General features: G+C 67.6%; 13 protein-coding genes. 10 read left to right on the top strand and 3 right to left on the bottom strand.

What is annotated here, in order from left to right; genetic code table 11:
* Positions 1 to 50 precede the first annotated feature (50 nt).
* The 3 genes from ASE78_RS17245 to ASE78_RS17235 form a co-directional block, all read right to left on the bottom strand.
* Entirely contained in the window at positions 51 to 1127 is a 1077-nt protein-coding gene (locus ASE78_RS17245) for a serine hydrolase (protein ID WP_235515135.1), read from the bottom strand.
* A 119-nt stretch (positions 1128 to 1246) separates the two neighbouring features.
* Positions 1247 to 2836 (bottom strand): L-aspartate oxidase, encoded by a 1590-nt coding sequence (nadB, locus tag ASE78_RS17240; protein WP_056498782.1) that lies wholly within the window; start codon positions 2834 to 2836, stop codon positions 1247 to 1249.
* A 551-nt stretch (positions 2837 to 3387) separates the two neighbouring features.
* Positions 3388 to 4332 (bottom strand): ABC transporter ATP-binding protein, encoded by a 945-nt coding sequence (locus ASE78_RS17235; protein WP_056498781.1) that lies wholly within the window; start codon positions 4330 to 4332, stop codon positions 3388 to 3390.
* Between the two features lie 87 nt (positions 4333 to 4419).
* Between ASE78_RS17235 and ASE78_RS17230 the strand changes: the two genes are divergently transcribed.
* The 10 genes from ASE78_RS17230 (at position 4420) to ASE78_RS17190 (ending at position 12989) form a co-directional block, all read left to right on the top strand.
* Entirely contained in the window at positions 4420 to 4647 is a 228-nt protein-coding gene (locus ASE78_RS17230) for a zinc-finger domain-containing protein (RefSeq protein WP_056498779.1), read from the top strand.
* Between the two features lie 351 nt (positions 4648 to 4998).
* On the top strand, positions 4999 to 5397 hold the full coding sequence (locus ASE78_RS18855) for a hypothetical protein (protein ID WP_156351548.1): 399 nt from the start codon (positions 4999 to 5001) through the stop codon (positions 5395 to 5397).
* 202 nt (positions 5398 to 5599) lie between these two features.
* Positions 5600 to 7021 (top strand): metalloprotease TldD, encoded by a 1422-nt coding sequence (gene tldD, locus ASE78_RS17225; RefSeq protein ID WP_056498777.1) that lies wholly within the window; start codon positions 5600 to 5602, stop codon positions 7019 to 7021.
* Positions 7021 to 7224 carry a DUF2007 domain-containing protein gene (locus tag ASE78_RS17220; protein WP_056498776.1) on the top strand — a complete coding sequence of 68 codons (204 nt, stop codon included), beginning with the start codon at positions 7021 to 7023 and terminating at the stop codon, positions 7222 to 7224. The genes tldD and ASE78_RS17220 overlap by 1 nt, the downstream gene beginning before the upstream one ends.
* Positions 7225 to 7527: 303 nt before the next feature.
* On the top strand, positions 7528 to 7866 hold the full coding sequence (locus ASE78_RS17215; RefSeq protein WP_055758758.1) for a P-II family nitrogen regulator: 339 nt from the start codon (positions 7528 to 7530) through the stop codon (positions 7864 to 7866).
* 11 nt (positions 7867 to 7877) lie between these two features.
* Entirely contained in the window at positions 7878 to 9236 is a 1359-nt protein-coding gene (locus ASE78_RS17210; RefSeq protein WP_056499318.1) for an ammonium transporter, read from the top strand.
* A 161-nt stretch (positions 9237 to 9397) separates the two neighbouring features.
* Positions 9398 to 10294: a thymidylate synthase gene (gene thyA, locus ASE78_RS17205; RefSeq protein WP_056498774.1), complete on the top strand. Its 897-nt coding sequence runs from the start codon at positions 9398 to 9400 to the stop codon at positions 10292 to 10294.
* Positions 10295 to 10304: 10 nt separating this feature from the next.
* A complete protein-coding gene (locus ASE78_RS17200) occupies positions 10305 to 10793 on the top strand; it encodes a dihydrofolate reductase (protein ID WP_056498772.1) in 489 nt (162 codons plus the stop codon).
* A gap of 45 nt (positions 10794 to 10838) precedes the next feature.
* Positions 10839 to 12038 carry a dipeptidase gene (locus ASE78_RS17195; protein WP_056498770.1) on the top strand — a complete coding sequence of 400 codons (1200 nt, stop codon included), beginning with the start codon at positions 10839 to 10841 and terminating at the stop codon, positions 12036 to 12038.
* A 9-nt stretch (positions 12039 to 12047) separates the two neighbouring features.
* The gene (locus tag ASE78_RS17190; RefSeq protein ID WP_056498769.1) at positions 12048 to 12989 is read left to right on the top strand and encodes a bifunctional riboflavin kinase/FAD synthetase; all 942 of its coding nucleotides are present in this window, start codon (positions 12048 to 12050) and stop codon (positions 12987 to 12989) included.
* Positions 12990 to 13218: the final 229 nt, after the last annotated feature.

Here is a 13218-nt window from a genome sequence, read left to right as displayed (position 1 = left end):
CCGCCCCCCTTGTCAGCGCAGGATGCCGCCTCCCCCGCCTGCCGGCAAGCTCAGCCGTGGACCGCCACGATCGACGATACCACCGTCTGGATCAACTGCTGGCGTTCGGGCACCGGCCGCGCGGTATCGCCGATCATCACCGCAATCGCATAGGCCTTGCCGTCCGGGGCGGTAATGATGCCGATGTCATTGAACCCGGCGGTGCGCCCGGCCAGATCCTGTCCGGTCCCGGTCTTGTGCGCGACGCTCCAGCCCGGCGGCAGCGCGGCGCGGATCCGCGCGCGTCCGGTGCGGGTATGCGCCATCGTGTCGAGCAGCCAGGCGGTCGACTGCTGCGACAACAGCATGCCGTGGTGCAGCCGTGCCAGCGCATCGGCAATCGCCCCCGCGCCTGCGCCATCGGGCGGATCGGCGACATAGGCCTGATACGCCGCGCGCCGCACATTGGGATCGAGCCGCGAGCGCGCCTGCGCGAACGCATTGCCCTGCGAATATTCCTGCTTCCACGACAGGCCGGCGGTCCTGGCCTGCAACAAGCGCTCACCCGGACCGAAGCGGATGTTGCCCAGCCCCCGGCTGGCGATGAAGTCGCGCACCGCCACCGGCCCGCCGACGAGGTTGAGCAGCTTGTCGTTGGCGGTATTGTCGCTCATCGTCAGCGCCCGGCGCAGCAGGTCGCCGACCGTCGTGTTGAACACGCCATCCTTCATCAGATAGGCGATCGGCTGGTGGAACAGCGTCAGGTCGCTGCGCGTGATCGCGACCGGGGTGGTCAGCGCCAGCCGGCCCTCGTCGATCGCGCTCATGGTGGTCATCGCCACCCACAGCTTGCTGACCGATTGCTGCGGCATCCGCCGGTCCATCGCATGGCCGACGACCCAGCCGTCGTCGATGCTGCGCACCGCGATGCCGACATGGCCCTGGAACCCGCCGCCCAGCGCGTTGATCGCCTGCACCAGTGCTGCCGGCGCGGGCCGGGTCTGCGCGGGCAGCGGCACTGCCACCGAATAGCGTTCGGCGCTGGCATGCGCCTGTGGCGGCATCGTGCGTGTCGCCACGCCGATCGCGCCTACGCTCACCAGTCCCACCGCCAGCATCGCTCCACGCGACCGGACCAACTTCTTCATGCCTACGCCCATCACACCCCGCTACCCGCACCATGGTTGGTATCGGGTGAACGGCAAAGTGCGCGACCGAGCGGTTGCGACGAAATACCCGGTACGAACGACGAACCGCGAAACCGCTTTCAGGGCACCAGAATCGTGTCCACCGCCGCCGCTGCCGTCTCGGGGTAATCCAGCGTATAGTGCAGCCCCCGGCTTTCCTTGCGGTGCAACGCCGATCGCACGATCAGGTCGGCCGACTGCAACAGGTTGCGCAGCTCGATCAGGTCGGGCGTCACCCGGAAATGCCCGTAATAATCGGCCACTTCCTCGTTCAGCATCGCGATGCGGTGGCGGGCGCGCTCCAGCCGCTTGGTGGTGCGCACGATGCCGACGTAATTCCACATGAACCGGCGAATCTCGGTCCAGTTCTGCTTGATGACGACTTCCTCGTCCGAATCGGCCACGCGGCTTTCGTCCCACGGCCGGATCGCGGGCGGCGGCGGCAGGTCGCCCCAGCGCGCGGCGATGTCCGCCGCCGCCGCCTCGCCGAACACGAAACATTCGAGCAGCGAGTTGGACGCGAGGCGATTGGCGCCGTGCAGTCCCGATTGCGACACCTCGCCCACCGCATACAGCCCCGGCAGGTCGGCGCGCCCCGCGCGGTCGATCACCACCCCGCCGCAGGTATAATGCTGCGCCGGCACCACCGGGATGCCCTGCCGCGTCATGTCGATGCCTAGCCCCAAAAGCTTGTCGTGGATGTTGGGGAAGTGCCCGCGCACGAAGTCCGGGTCCATGTGACTGATGTCGAGATGGACGTAATCGAGGCCAAAGCGCTTGATCTCGGCATCGATCGCCCGCGCCACGATGTCGCGCGGCGCCAGTTCGGCACGGGGATCATAATAGGGCATGAAATTCTTGCCGGTCGTCGGGTTGAGGAGCTTGCCACCCTCGCCGCGCACCGCCTCGGTAATCAGGAAGTTCTTGACCTCCAGATTATAGAGACAGGTCGGGTGGAACTGCATGAATTCCATGTTCGACACGCGGCACCCCGCGCGCCACGCCATCGCGATGCCGTCGCCGGTCGCCCCCCTGGGGGCAGTGCTGAACAGATAGGTCCGCCCCGCGCCGCCGGTGGCGAGGATCGTCGCCCGCGCGGTGTACAGCTCGACCCGGTCGGTCGCGCGGTTGAAGGCATAGGCCCCCCACACATTGCCCGCCCCCGAATAGCGCTGCTCGTGCCGGCTGGTCGCAAGGTCGACCGCGACCATGTCGGGCAGCAGGGTGATGTTGGGATGCGCCTTCGCCGCGCGGATCAGCGCTTCCTGCACCGCCCATCCGGTGGCGTCGTCGACATGGACGATGCGGCGATGCGAATGGCCGCCCTCGCGCGTCAGGTGCAGCGCGTCGCCGTTCATGTTGAACGGCACGCCCAGCTTCGCCAGCCGCTCGATCGCCGCCGGCGCGCCCTCGACCACGAACTCCACCGCCGAGCGGTCGTTGAGGCCGGCGCCCGCGACCATCGTGTCCTCGACATGGTTCTCGAACGTGTCGCCGGGTTCGAGCACGGCGGCGATCCCGCCCTGCGCCCACGCGGTCGACCCCTCGTTCAGCGCCCCCTTGGCCAGCACCGTCACCCGGAACCGCTCGGCAAGGTTCAGCGCGGCGGTCAGCCCCGCCGCACCCGATCCGATGATGAGGACGTCGGACTGGCACGCATCGTTGGGCAAGGGGCTCTCCGCGGTTCGTTTCACCCCCGCCTACGCGGGTTTGCCGGCGGGTTACAAGGCGGTAGGGGGAGCCAGGCGTTCACGCGAAGGCGCGGAGACACGAAGGGGGTCCGGCGTCCCACAAGCGCCGCCGTTACCACAACCCGTTCACGACAACCACGCCAGCCACCACGAGCGAGCGCCCCTCTGCGCCTCCGCGCGAACCTCTTATCTAAGCCAGCGATGCCCCCTGGACACCCGCCACACCCACGTCGTCATCCCGGCGAAGGCCGGGATCCACCGCGCCGCGCACCCGCCGGCGTCGGCGCTCGCGGAACCATGGATCCCGGCCTTCGCCGGGATGACGGAGGTGATCGGGTTGGGCGATGGTCCCGAAAACCCGGCAAGGCTGAAAGAAGGTTGTTCGCGCGGAGGCGCGGAGGCGCAGAGCGGCCCCGACTGCCGATCGCGTCCGCCACCATCACCGCCGGGGAAGAAACGAGGGCGCATCCGGCCACGCAACCCCTTCGCGTCTCCGCGCCTTCGCGTGAACCAACCCTCTTACAGACCCCTCAAACGTTGGTCAGATTGAGGAACACATCCTCCAGATCGGCCTCGCGCGTCACCACGTCGACGATGCCGTATCCCTGCCCCGCGACCGCCGCCAGCACCTCGCCCGCGTTCGCCACGTCCTTGCGATACGTCACGGCCAGCACCCGCTCGCCCTTGCGCTCGACCTTCTCGAAACAGCCCGCATCGGGCAGCGCCCCCACGTCGCGGTCCAGCGTCAGTTCGACCACCTTCTCCTGCGCCAGCTCGATCAGCGCGCGCGTCGGCTCGTTCGCCACCACCCGGCCGTGGTTGATGATCGCGATCCGGTCGCACAGTTGCTCGGCTTCCTCGAGGTAATGGGTGGTCAGCACCACCGTCACCCCCTGCGCGTTGAGGTCGCGCACATAGTCCCACAATTGCTGGCGAAGCTGGATGTCGACCCCGGCGGTCGGCTCGTCGAGCACGAGCACCGGCGGCGAATGGACCATCGCCTTGGCCACCATCAACCGCCGCTTCATGCCGCCCGACAGCGTCCGGGCATAGGCGTTGGCCTTGTCCTCCAGATGTACCGCGCGCAACAGGTCCATCGTCCGCCGCTGCCCCTTGGGCACGCCGTACAGCCCGGCCTGGATCTCCAGCGTCTCGGACGGTGTGAAGAACGGATCGAACAGGATTTCCTGGTTCACGATCCCGATCGACGCCTTGGCGTTGCGCGGGTGCCTGTCGATGTCGAAGCCCCAGATCGACGCGCTGCCGCTGGTCTTGTTCACGAGGCCCGCCAGCGTGTTGATGAGCGTCGACTTGCCCGCCCCGTTCGGCCCCAGCAGCCCGAAAATCTGCCCGCGCGGCACATCGAACGACACCCCGTCGAGCGCCACCTTGGGCGCGGCCCCGCCCTTGCCCCCCGCATAGGTCTTGCACAGGTCGCGGATCGAAATGGCGGCGTCGGTGTGGGGGCTGGTCATGGCTGTGGCGATTACGCGCATGGGCGTGCGCCGCCAAGTGCCGATCCAACTTGTCGCGCGGCGGCCACGTTGCTATTCGCGCTATCCATGTTGCCACCGCCCGAAACCTTCCGCGTCACCTCCCCTCGCGTCGCCTGCGACGGTGGCGGCGAGATCGCGCCCGCACTCGGCCATCCGCGCGTCTGGCTCCAGATCGACGAGACCGGCTATGTCGACTGCGGCTATTGCGACCGCCGCTTCATTCTGGCGGGCAGCCCGGCCGACGGCGCGGACCAGTCGACGTTGAAGGATCATGGGGACGGCGCCGGGCGCTGAGATCGACCGAAGGTCGAGCGAATACCAGCGGCCGGCGCAGGGCAAGCTCACCCTTGCCCTGCGACCGACGACGCGGCTCCGCCGCGGCGCTGACGTTCGCCTTCCCATTTCCCAAAACGTCATCCCAGCGAAGGCTGGGATCTCTTGGTAATAGCGCGGCACCTTCGTCGGTAGAGGCCCCAGCCTTCGCTGGGGCGACGTTCAAGTCCGACCGGAACAGGCTTTCCTACAAATCGCCAGCCTGACAGACTTCCACACGTTCTTCGAACTGTGGAAACAATTCTGAACGTCCGTCCTGCGTGGTCGGGATCATTGTTGGCGAGGCACGGCGTCAACCGCTACCGTCTTCCCATGCGCACGAACCTAGAATTCAGATCGTCGAAATTGTCCGACGTTCCATCGGCGGACGGTGTACCGGTTGGCGAAGCCGTCGCCAACCTTTTGAAAGACGAACTCCCAAAGCACGGGTTCGCAGTTTCCCGAATCCTCCCCGAGGATTGGGGATGGATAATCTGGATCGAAAACCCATCCTTCCCGCTGTGGGTCGGCTGCGGATTCTACGGGGAATGGGACGACGGCATGCTCCTCTTCATCCAACCAAACCGGCCCTATGTTCGGCGCTGGTTCAGAAAGCTGTCCGTTGCTGAAACCGTCGAACGTCTTGCCATGGCGCTGGAAAGCATCGTCCGGCAATCCGGGAAAGCCAGCGAGGTCCGCTGGTGGACCGAAAGCGAAAATATTCGCGGATAGCATCCTGCATCAACACGCATCGACCATTCATGCGCAAACTTCGACGCTTAAAAGTGTCTCGTCACTACGCGGAACCAGAAGCGAATAACGGCGGATTAATGCGATAATGGGCCTTTCGACCTTCCGGGGGTCATCGTTCCGCGTAACCTTCGCCAACTTCCACCCCCATTCCCCCACGCCCCCACCGCCCTATATTAGGCAAATGACCCCAACCGATCCCCGCTCGTTCCTCTATTCCGGCGACCTTGATCCCGCCGCCGCGCTCCGCGCCACGCAGGCGACGCTCGCCAATGCCGAGGACGGCGAACTCTACCTCCAGTACCGCCGCTCGGAAGCATTCGGCTTCGACGACGGCCGCCTGAAGACCGCGTCCTACGACACCAACGCCGGCTTCGGTCTGCGCGCCGTGTCGGGCGAGACGACCGCCTTCGCCCATGCCAACGAACTGTCCGAAGCCGCCATCCGCCGCGCCGGCGAAACGATGGCGCTGATCGATCGGGCGAAGGGTGCCAAGGCCCCGCCGCCGCGCGGCAACAACCGCCATCTCTACACCGCCGCCGATCCGCTCGACCTCGTGCCGTTCGCCGACAAGGTGGCGCTGTGCCAGGCGATCGACGCCACCGCCCGCGCCCGCGACCCGCGCGTCTGCCAGGTCTCGGCCAGCCTGCTCGGATCGTGGAGCGTCGTCGAGATCGTGCGCCCCGACGGCTTCGTCGCCACCGACGTCCGTCCGCTCGTCCGCCTCAACGTCTCGATCGTGGTCGAGCAGAACGGCCGCCGCGAAACCGGCAGCTTCGGCATCGGCGGCCGCTATCTCTACGATTCGCTGATGGACCCGGCGACTTGGGCTCGCGCGATCGACGTGGCGCTCGCCCAGGCGCTGGTGAACCTCGACGCGGTCGCCGCCCCTGCGGGCGAGATGACCGTGCTGCTCAGCCCCGGCTGGCCCGGCATCCTGCTCCACGAAGCGATCGGCCACGGCCTCGAAGGCGACTTCAACCGCAAGGGCACCAGCGCCTTTTCGGGCCGCATCGGCGAGCGGGTCGCAGCGCCCGGCGTCACCGTGATCGACGACGGATCGATCGCCGACCGGCGCGGCTCGCTCTCGATCGACGACGAAGGCACGCCGACGCAGGAGAATGTGCTGATCGAGGATGGTATCCTCAAGGGCTATATCCACGACCGGCTGAACGCCCGGCTGATGGGCGTCGCCCCCACCGGCAACGGCCGGCGTCAGGACTTCGCCCATGCGCCGATGCCGCGCATGACCAACACCTTCATGACCGCCGGCAACGACGATCCGGCCGAACTGCTCTCGCGCGTGAAAAACGGCATCTTCGCCAAATCCTTCGGCGGCGGGCAGGTCGACATCGTCTCGGGCAAGTTCGTGTTCTCCTGCACCGAGGCGTACCGGGTCGAGAACGGCCGGATCGGCGCCCCGATCAAGGGCGCGACGCTGATCGGCGACGGCCCCAGCGTGCTGACCAAGGTGCTGGGCGTTGGCAACGACTTCGCGCTCGACGAAGGCATCGGCATGTGCGGCAAGGCCGGGCAATCGGTCCCCGCCGGCGTCGGACAGCCGACATTGCTGGTCGGCGGGTTGACCGTCGGCGGCACCGCCTGATGGCGCTGGTCGAACTCGGCCGCTTTCCCCGCGTCGAGGCGCAGATCATCGTCGGCCGGCTAACAAGCGAAGGATTGCCCGCGATCGCCTTCGACAGCGAAACCAGTTTCGCCGAGGGGAGTTGGTTGTTGATCCCGGTGCGCGTCATGGTCGACGAGGATGACCTCGCCGCTGCCCGCGCGTTGCTCGACGACACTGTCTGAAAACGCGCGGTTGCGCGTTTTGCGGTGCCGGCCCGCTCCCCCTCCCGACCACCCACAGCGTATCCTGAATGGGTGGTTGGGAGGGGGAGCGGGCCGGCACCGCACTTAAAACTCGCCCTTTCGCGAGTTTCCAAACGAATCCGCCGCTCCTGCCTGAAAAACAGGCAACATTGCCGCGTTGCACAATTTTACCGCTTGGTAACGATTGAGGCAGCGGCAGAACCGCCCGAAACGCGCCGTTCCTGCGATTGGCACGCCCCTTGCGATGTAGCTGCCAAGGGAAACAAGCGACGAGGGGGCGACATGAAACTAGTCATCGCCATCATCAAGCCGTTCAAGCTGGATGAGGTACGCGAAGCGCTGACCGAGATCGGGGTCGCGGGCATGACCGTGACCGAGGTCAAGGGATTCGGCCGGCAGAAGGGCCAGACCGAAATCTATCGCGGCGCGGAATACAGCACCAACATGGTGCCCAAGATCAAGATCGAGGTCGTCTGCGACAGCGACATCGCAGGCCGCGTCGTGGAGGCGGTGCAGGTCGCCGCCAACACCGGCGCGATCGGCGACGGCAAGATCTTCGTGCTCGACGTCGGCCAGGCGGTGCGCATCCGCACCGGCGAAACCGATTTGACCGCTTTGTGATGGGGGGCATCATGAAACATCCGATGAAATTGCTGGCCGGTGCAGGCCTCGGCCTGTTTGCCGCATTGCCCGCATGGGCGCAGGACGCCGCGCTTCAGGCACCCGCCGCCGCGCCGGCGGCGACCGTTGACAAGGGCGATACCGCCTGGATGATGGTGTCGACCATCCTCGTGCTGATGATGATCCTGCCCGGCCTCGCGCTGTTCTACGGCGGGCTTACCCGCACCAAGAACATGCTGTCGGTCATGACGCAGATCGGCGCGGTCAGCGCGCTCGCGATGCTGTTGTGGGTGATGTACGGCTATTCGCTCGCCTTCGGTCCCGACGTATCGAGCGCGACGCTGGCCAACTTCATCGCCAGCCCGGCCAAGGCGTTCCTTGCCGGGGTCACGCCCGCATCGCAGGCGGCGACCTTCACCGCCGGGGTCGAAATCCCCGAATATGTCTTCATCTGCTTCCAGATGACCTTCGCCGCGATCACCATCTCGCTGGTGCTCGGCTCGGTCGTCGAGCGGATCAAGTTCGCGGCGGTCATGGTCTTCGCGATCGTGTGGCTGACGATCACCTATCTGCCGATCGCGCACATGGTCTGGGCGGCAAGCGGCTATTTCTTCAAGGCGGGCGCGCTCGACTTCGCCGGCGGCACCGTGGTCCACATCAACGCGGGCGTCTCGTCGCTGGTGCTGGCGGTGCTCCTCGGCAAGCGCCTCGGCTTCCCGACCGAGCGCATGGCACCGCACTCGCTGACCCTCACCATGGTCGGCACCGGGCTGCTGTGGGTGGGCTGGTTCGGCTTCAACGCCGGCTCGGCGCTCGAAGCCAACGGCACCGCCGGCCTCGCCATGATCAACACCTTCGTCGCCACCGCATCGGCCGGCCTGTTCTGGATGCTCGCCGAGAAGTTCTCGGGGCATAAGGGTTCGGCACTGGGCTTCTGCTCGGGGATCATCGCCGGCCTCGTCGCCGTCACCCCGGCAGCAGGTAACTCGGGTCCGTTCGGCGCGATCGTGCTCGGCGCCATCGCCTCGATCGTCTGCTTCTTCGCCGTCACCGTCGTGAAGCCCAAGCTCGGCTACGACGACTCGCTCGACGCCTTCGGCATCCACGGCGTCGGCGGCATCATCGGTGCGATCGGCACGGCGGTGGTCTATGCCCCGTCGCTCGGCGGACCGGGTGCGGCGGACTATGACATGGGCGCCAAGCTCGGCGTGCAGGTCTTCGCGGTCCTCGTCACCATCGTCTGGGCCGCCGTCGGCACCACCATCGCGTGGTTCGTTGCCAAGGCGCTCACCGGTGGCCGCGTCTCGAAGGAAGTCGAACTGGAAGGTCTCGACCTCGGCGAACACGGCGAACGCGCCTACAACATCTGATCTTTCTTTCGGGTGGCGGGACGACCTCCCTCACCCGACCAACAGTTTCCTCCTGCGGAAAAACACTGGGCCGGTGCGGCGACGCACCGGCCCTCTTTTTTATTGGCGGCCGCTGGCCTAGGCCGACGCAACCCTACGCCGTGAAGCGAAAGACCCCGACGATGCGCCACCCCGAACACCAGTATCTCGATCTGCTGGAGCAGGTGCTGGACCATGGCGACGAACGGATCGACCGCACCGGGGTCGGCACCCGCTCGATCTTCGGCGCGATGCTCCGCTTCGATCTGAGCCAAGGGCAGGTGCCGATCCTGACGACCAAGCGCGTCTACTGGAAAACTGCGGTCCGCGAGATGCTGTGGTTCCTGACCGGGAACACCAATATCCAGCCGCTGCTGCGCGACAACGTCCGCATCTGGACCGACTGGCCGCTCGCCGCCTATCGCCGCGACACCGGCGAGGCGATTGAACAAGAAGCGTTCGAACAACGCATCGTCGAGGACGACACCTTCGCCGCGCGCTGGGGCGACCTGGGGCCGGTATACGGCAAGCAATGGCGCCGCTGGCTAGGCAGCGACGGCCGCGAGCACGACCAGATCGCCGATCTGGTCCACACGCTGCGCACCAATCCGACCAGCCGGCGGATGCTGTTCCACGGCTGGAACGTCGGCGAACTCGGCCAGATGGCGCTACCGCCGTGCCACATGGTGTACCAGTATCACGTCACTTCGGACGGCCGGCTCAACTGCCTGCTGTTCCAGCGCTCGGTCGACCTGCTGCTCGGCGCCCCGTTCAACTTCGTCGGCGCGACCGCGCTGCAACTGATGCTGGCCGATCAGGCCGACCTGCGACCGGGGGAGCTGGTGTGGGTGGCAGGCGACGCGCACCTGTACCGCAACCATCTGGAGCAGGCGCGCGAGCAATGCGGGCGCGAGCCGAGGGCATTGCCGACGATGCGGCTGGTGCGGAAGGCGGCGGGGATCGATGGCTATTCGATCGGGGATTTCGTTGTCGAGGGGTATGCTCCCCATGCCGCGATCCGGGGCGAGGTTGCAGTTTGAAAGGCCACCGATGATCGATGCCATCCTTGCCCGCGCGACCAATGGCGTGATCGGGCGTGACGGGCAGTTGCCGTGGCATCTGCCGGCGGACCTTAAACGCTTCAAGGCGCTGACCATGGGGCGGGCGATGGTGATGGGGCGCAAGACGTTCGAGAGCTTTCCCGCCCCCCTGCCAGGGCGGCGGCATATCGTGCTGACCCGCGATCGCGACTGGACGGCCGAGGGGGCCGAGGTCGCGCATGCTCCGGATGCGGCGCTGGCGCTGGCCGGGCCGGACGCGGCGGTGATCGGCGGGGCGGAGATCTTCGCGCTGTTGCTCGACCGGATCGAGCGGATCGAGCTGACCGAGGTCCATGCCGCGCCGCCGGGGGATGCGGTAGTGCCCCCGTTCGCCGGTTGGCGCGAAACGTGGCGCGAGGACCACAGTGCGACAGGCGATCGGCCGGCGTACAGCTTCGTGACGCTGATCCGCTCGACTCTGCCCGACACGCGGGTCTAAGGGCCGCGCCAGCGCCAAGCTGGGCGCCAAGGGAACAGGGCGGCGATGCGCAAGGCGATCTGGTGGGGCGTGGCGTTGCTGGCGATCGCGGCGGCCGCGTTCTTCGCGCTGGTGCCCGGCATCGTAGAGCGATCGATGAACAAGGTGGAGCCGACCCCGGCGCTGGCCGCGCGCTTCGCCGCCGGCCAGCCCGCGACCCAGGCGACCGGGCCGATCGTCGACCTGCATGCCGACACGCTGCTGTGGTCGCGCGACCTGATGACGCGGGCGCAGCGCGGACAGGTCGACGTGCCCCGGCTGGCGGCGGGCAATGTCGCGCTCCAGGTCTTTTCGTCGGTGACGAAGACGCCGCGCGGGCAGAATTATGACGCCAACGATGGCGACAGCGACAATATCACCCCGCTGGTGGTCGCGCAGTTGCAGCCGGTGCGGACATGGGGGTCGCTGCTCGAACGATCGGTGTGGCATGCGACCAAGCTGCGCCGGACCGCGCGCACCTCGAACGGGGCGCTGCGGCTGGTGACGAACCCGGCCGAACTGGATGCGCTGCTCGCCGACCGGGCGGCGGCGCGGGGGGTGCGGCCGGTCGGGGCGATGCTGTCGATCGAGGGGCTGAACGGGCTGGAGGGGAGCCTCGGCAATCTCGACCGGCTGTATCGCAGCGGGTTCCGCATGGGCGGCCTGACCCATTTCTATGACAACGAGGTCGCCGGATCGATGCACGGCCGCGCCAAGGGCGGCCTCACGCCGTTCGGGCGGACGGTGATGGCGCGGATGGAAGACGTCGGCATGATCGTCGATGTCGCGCATCTGAGCCACGCGGGACTGGCCGAGGTATTGGCCCGCGCGCGCCGGCCGGTCGTCTCCAGCCATGGCGGGGTGCAGGCGACCTGCCCGGTCAACCGCAACCTGACCGACGACGAGGTGCGCGGCATCGCCCGTACCGGCGGCGTGGTCGGCATCGGCTATTGGGCGGGCGCGGTGTGTTCGACCGACCCGCAGGCGATCGTCCGCGCGATCCTGCACGTCCGTAAGGTCGCGGGGATCGATCATGTCGCGCTGGGATCGGATTTCGACGGGGCGGTAACAACCGCGTTCGACGCCGCGCATCTGGCGGTGGTGCCCGAGGCGCTGCGGGCGGCAGGGCTGAACCAGCGTGAGCTGGACAAGGTGATGGGCGGCAATGCGCTCAGGGTGCTGCGCGCCGGTATACAGCCCCTTTCGCGGCGGGCGGCCGCCGGGTAAGGGGCGGCGATGGAGCGGCTGGACGGCAGCGCCCCGGTGCCGGCGCCTCTGCGTGGCGGGATCGTCGCGCTCGGCAATTTCGATGGATTTCATGCCGGGCATCAGGCGGTGGTCGCCCGCGCGGTGGCGCGGGCGCGCGCCGCCGGCCGCCCGGCGATCGTCGCGACGTTCGATCCGCATCCGCGCCGCTTCTTCCGGCCCGACACGCCGCCGTTCCGGTTGACCAGCCTCGACCAGCGCGAGCGGTTGTTCGCCGCCGCCGGGGCGGACGCGATGCTGGTGTTCGGCTTCGACGCCGCGCTTGCCGGGCTGTCGGCCGAACGGTTCGCGCTCGACCGGCTGGTCGCGCTGATCGGGGCGGGCGGAGTCGTGACCGGCACCGACTTCACCTTCGGCCGGGGACGCGACGGCGATGTCGCGACGCTGAAGGCGCTGGGCGAGGCGCATGGCTTCGTCGCCGAGACGGTCGCGCCGGTCGGCGACGGGCAGGCGGTCGTATCGTCGTCGCGCATCCGCGACCTGCTGCGCGGCGGCGAGCCGCGCGCGGCGGCGGCGCTGCTGACCCGGCCGTTCGCGGTCGAAGGGGTGGTGGAACATGGCGCGAAGCTGGGGCGGACGCTCGGCTATCCGACCGCCAATCTGACGCTGGGCAGTTATCTGCGCCCCGCCTATGGCATTTATGCCGCGACCGGGCGGCTGGCCGATGGCCGGGTGTTGAACGGGGCGGCGAGCCTTGGCATCCGCCCGACGATCGAGGGGGCACCGATCGAGTTGCTGGAAACGTATTTCCTCGATTTCTCGGGCGACCTGTACGGGCAGCGGATCGAGGTGGCGCTGATCGAGTATCTGCGGCCCGAGGTGAAGTTCGATTCGCTGGAGGCGTTGACGGTGCAGATGGCGAAGGATTGTCAGAGGGCGAGGCAGGTGCTCGGCGCGCCGGGCAAAGCGTAGCGAAGCTACGCCGCGCCAAGAGGCGCGCCCGGCCGGCGGCGCGAAAAGCGCCGTCCGACGACACGGGCTTTGCCCGTGGCGGGTGTTCGGGACCGGTGGAACCGCTGTCGGGCAGGAGCCGCAACGTCGGCGTGTATGGATTCCGGCCTTCGCCGGAATGACGAGGGTGAATGGTGCGCGCCGGGCAAGGCGTAGCGAAGCTACGCCGCGCCAAGAGGCGCGCCCGGCC

Origin of the sequence: Sphingomonas sp. Leaf25 (assembly GCF_001421635.1) — a bacterium.
Taxonomy (GTDB): Bacteria; Pseudomonadota; Alphaproteobacteria; order Sphingomonadales; family Sphingomonadaceae; genus Sphingomonas.
This window is presented reverse-complemented; position numbering and strand designations above follow the sequence as displayed.

Coding starts and splice junctions, on each gene's coding strand:
- ASE78_RS17215 (WP_055758758.1), top strand. CDS start 7,528: ATGAAACTAGTCATCGCCATCATCAAGCCGTTCAAGCTGGATGAGGTA.
- thyA (WP_056498774.1), top strand. CDS start 9,398: ATGCGCCACCCCGAACACCAGTATCTCGATCTGCTGGAGCAGGTGCTG.
- ASE78_RS17200 (WP_056498772.1), top strand. CDS start 10,305: ATGATCGATGCCATCCTTGCCCGCGCGACCAATGGCGTGATCGGGCGT.
- ASE78_RS17190 (WP_056498769.1), top strand. CDS start 12,048: ATGGAGCGGCTGGACGGCAGCGCCCCGGTGCCGGCGCCTCTGCGTGGC.
- ASE78_RS17230 (WP_056498779.1), top strand. CDS start 4,420: ATGTTGCCACCGCCCGAAACCTTCCGCGTCACCTCCCCTCGCGTCGCC.
- ASE78_RS17210 (WP_056499318.1), top strand. CDS start 7,878: ATGAAACATCCGATGAAATTGCTGGCCGGTGCAGGCCTCGGCCTGTTT.
- ASE78_RS17245 (WP_235515135.1), bottom strand. CDS start 1,127: ATGAAGAAGTTGGTCCGGTCGCGTGGAGCGATGCTGGCGGTGGGACTG.
- ASE78_RS17235 (WP_056498781.1), bottom strand. CDS start 4,332: ATGACCAGCCCCCACACCGACGCCGCCATTTCGATCCGCGACCTGTGC.
- ASE78_RS18855 (WP_156351548.1), top strand. CDS start 4,999: ATGCGCACGAACCTAGAATTCAGATCGTCGAAATTGTCCGACGTTCCA.
- tldD (WP_056498777.1), top strand. CDS start 5,600: ATGACCCCAACCGATCCCCGCTCGTTCCTCTATTCCGGCGACCTTGAT.
- ASE78_RS17220 (WP_056498776.1), top strand. CDS start 7,021: ATGGCGCTGGTCGAACTCGGCCGCTTTCCCCGCGTCGAGGCGCAGATC.
- ASE78_RS17195 (WP_056498770.1), top strand. CDS start 10,839: ATGCGCAAGGCGATCTGGTGGGGCGTGGCGTTGCTGGCGATCGCGGCG.